The sequence below is a fragment of the uncultured Corynebacterium sp. genome (genome assembly GCF_945649885.1).
GTDB lineage: Bacteria > Actinomycetota > Actinomycetes > Mycobacteriales > Mycobacteriaceae > Corynebacterium.
Genome location: NZ_CALZFS010000189.1, coordinates 1 through 3,189, shown reverse-complemented (window position 1 = coordinate 3,189; position 3,189 = coordinate 1). Strand labels below are relative to the sequence as shown.

At 56.9% G+C, this 3,189-nt stretch carries 2 protein-coding genes; one reads left to right on the top strand and one right to left on the bottom strand.

What is annotated here, in order from left to right; translation table 11 throughout:
* Window positions 1–610: 610 nt before the first annotated feature.
* Window positions 611–814, bottom strand: a complete 204-nt coding sequence (locus tag Q0M74_RS13545) for a cold-shock protein (protein ID WP_293955337.1) — start codon at window positions 812–814, stop codon at window positions 611–613.
* Between the two features lie 322 nt (window positions 815–1,136).
* Here Q0M74_RS13545 and Q0M74_RS13540 point away from each other — a divergent pair.
* Window positions 1,137–3,189, top strand: a 2,053-nt coding sequence (locus Q0M74_RS13540; RefSeq protein ID WP_293955335.1) for a DEAD/DEAH box helicase, incomplete at its 3' end; no start/stop codon positions are given.

Here is a 3,189-nt window from a genome sequence, read left to right as displayed (position 1 = left end):
GATCCCTGTTCTTCTGCCACGGGGCTGCATCCCTCTCATTAACACAGTGCCTACCTATATGAAGCACTGATATTGCTGTTATCTCTGCCAACCGCTGACATCTTGCTCATTCAAGATGCTCCCGGTGTTCAGTCATGGAAAGCATAACCACATTGGGGCCACTTTCTCTGAATCCCCCACCCCGCACGGGGCTCTCTCGAGGATCCACATCCCCCTCCACCAGACCTGGGATCAGGCCCCAGGTGGAGGAATACCTCAGAACTTCATCACACTGTTGCTAATCAATATCATCAAGTTCCTCATTTCCCTACACGGTACACAGTATTAATAGGGGCTCCTGCAAAGATTCGATAATTTCTACCACAAATCTTATTCACAGCATTCTCAAACCATCCCGGAGCGTACTCTCTGCAGCGGCCAAAAGTGCAGCGCACAGTGGAGAACTGGGAGACACCATCCTGTTTTGTTCCCCAACCCTTTAAAGCTTTTGGAAAACACCCCCTGAAACTCCCCTGAAACCAGCTATTTCCCCCTGCCCCCATCCGCATTCCACCCTTGAGATGCGAAAAAACCGGTAACCATTGGTTACCGGTTTCTTATCAGCTTAAGACTAGACTGCGCGAACAGACTGAGCCTGGAGGCCCTTAGCGCCTTCGCCGATCTCGAACTCTACAAGCTGGTTCTCCTCGAGGGTACGGAAGCCGTTACCCGTGATCTCGGAGTAGTGGACGAAAACGTCAGCGGATCCGTCGGAAGGAGCGATGAAGCCAAAGCCCTTCTCTGGGTTGAACCACTTAACAGTGCCCTGTGCCATATGTCTTACCTTTACTGATTGGAAAAATACCGGGTTCGACACCCCCGAGCCCCACACAAGTGTGGTGCAGCGGTGATATCTGGCCGTTGTTGCTCGAACGTCAACAGTTTGAAATGTTGAACGCTCGCGTCTATCCTTGCGAGCGTTTAAACACTGCGCATTGAAACTGCGACCTGCCAACAAGTCTCTCACGTTTGATCCGCAAACGATAGTCTTAAGGAAATCTTCTTCCATTCCAGCAGGTCAATCGCCTTTAATTAATGCCCCAAGAGGGGGCAAAACCTTGATCACCCCCGATTTTGAGAACGAAAACCAGCCAACTATGGACCAGCACAGTTCCCCCACCCCGCAGCCCTCTAGTTTTGGTGGTGAACTGGCCGAAATCATCACCCGTCGATACCCGGAATCAACCCTGACCCACATGGTCACACTGCCTGCCAAGAAGGCCACCTATGCGCCGTGGCCCGCGTGGGTTCCGCAAGGTCTGCGGGAGAATCTGAAAGACAGAGGTCTGAACAAGCTCTACTCCCATCAGGTGGCCACCGCGGAGCTGGCGTGGCAGGGCCGACATGTGGTGGTGGCCAGTGGCACCTCCTCAGGAAAGTCCCTGGGCTATCAGTTGCCCATCCTGACCACCCTTGGCACTGACACCACGGCATGTGCGATGTATCTGACCCCGACCAAGGCCCTGGGTTCAGATCAGTTGACGGCCATCTCTGAGCTGATCCGCACCACTCCGGAGCTGGCCACCGCTGGCATCCACCCAGCCCCCTATGACGGTGACACCCCCACCGAAGCCCGCTCCGGGATCCGTGACCTCTCGCGTTTTGTTTTCAGCAATCCGGATATGGTTCATGCCTCCCTGCTGGGCAATCATGAGCGGTGGGCTCGTGTGTTACGGCATTTGAAGTTCATCGTGGTGGATGAATGTCATGCCTACCGGGGTGTGTTCGGGGCGAACATCTCCCTGGTGCTGCGTCGACTACTGCGCATGGCGGCGCATTATGGATCCCATCCCACGGTAATTCTTGCTTCTGCCACCAGCACGGACCCCGCCATTCATGCCTCCCGCCTGATCGGCGCACCGGTGGAGTCCGTGACCGAGGACGGCGCACCCACAGGTGAACGCACCGTGATGTTGTGGGAGCCCGGTTTCATCGCGGGTGCCGAGGGTGAACATGGTGCCCCTGTCAGGCGGGCTGCCAGTACAGAGTCTGCAGCATTGATGGGCACGTTGATCGCCGAAGGTGCCCGGACCTTGACCTTTGTGCGGTCACGCCGCCAGGCAGAGATCGTCGCGCTACGCACCCAGGAGGAGTTATCGCTGCTGGGTCGACCTGATTTTGGCCAACGGGTGGCCTCTTACCGCGCTGGTTATCTTGCTGAGGATCGCCGCAAGCTGGAGAGAATGCTTGACAGCGGCGAGCTGGTGGGTGTGGCCACCACCAATGCGCTCGAACTGGGCATTGATGTCGGTGGCCTGGACGCTGTGATCACTGCTGGTTTCCCCGGCACGATTGCGTCCTTCTGGCAGCAGGCAGGGCGTGCTGGCCGCCGCGGCCAGGGTTCCCTTGTCATTCTGGTGGCCCGCGATGAGCCGATGGACACCTATCTTGTGCACCATCCAGAAGCCCTGCTGAAAAAACCTGTGGAAGCAGCCGTCTTCGATCCCACCAATCCCCATGTGCTGCGTGGTCATGTCTATTGCGCGGCAGTAGAGAAACCTCTCACACCCGCGGAGGTCGCTGCCTTCGGCGCAGAGAACGTCGTGGAGGAACTGACAGCGGATGGGCTGTTGCGCAAGCGTCCCCGCGGGTGGTTCGCCGCACATAAAGCCACCGATGAGGTTGCTGAACTCAACCCGGACACCGCACACCATCTGGTGAATCTGCGTGGTGGCTCCGGTTCAGAATTCCTCATCGTGGATATCAGCGATGGGCGTCTGCTCGGCACCATCGACAGTGCACGTGCCATGTCTCAGGTTCATCCCGGCGCGGTGTACCTGCATCAGGGTGAGTCTTTTGTGATTGATGAGTTGGATGTGGATGAGCAGCTTGCGTTGGCTCGTCCAGAGACCCCTGAGTACACCACTTTTGCTCGCAGTGATACTGATATTCGGATCACTGCGGCGCCGGGTGATGATGAGGTGTTTAATCCGGGTGGTGGTTTGTGGGTGGCCAATGTCAGTGTTGAGGTGACTGATCGGGTGACGGGGTTTGTGACCAAGCTTGCTGACGGCACCACCTTGGATGCCACGCAGTTGTTTCTCCCTCCTCAGAAGCTCGCCACCCGTGCTGTGGCTTATACAATTGATCCCTTGGCTTTGTCGGCCATGGGTATTGCTGCGGCGGATGTCCCGGGTGCATTACATGCTG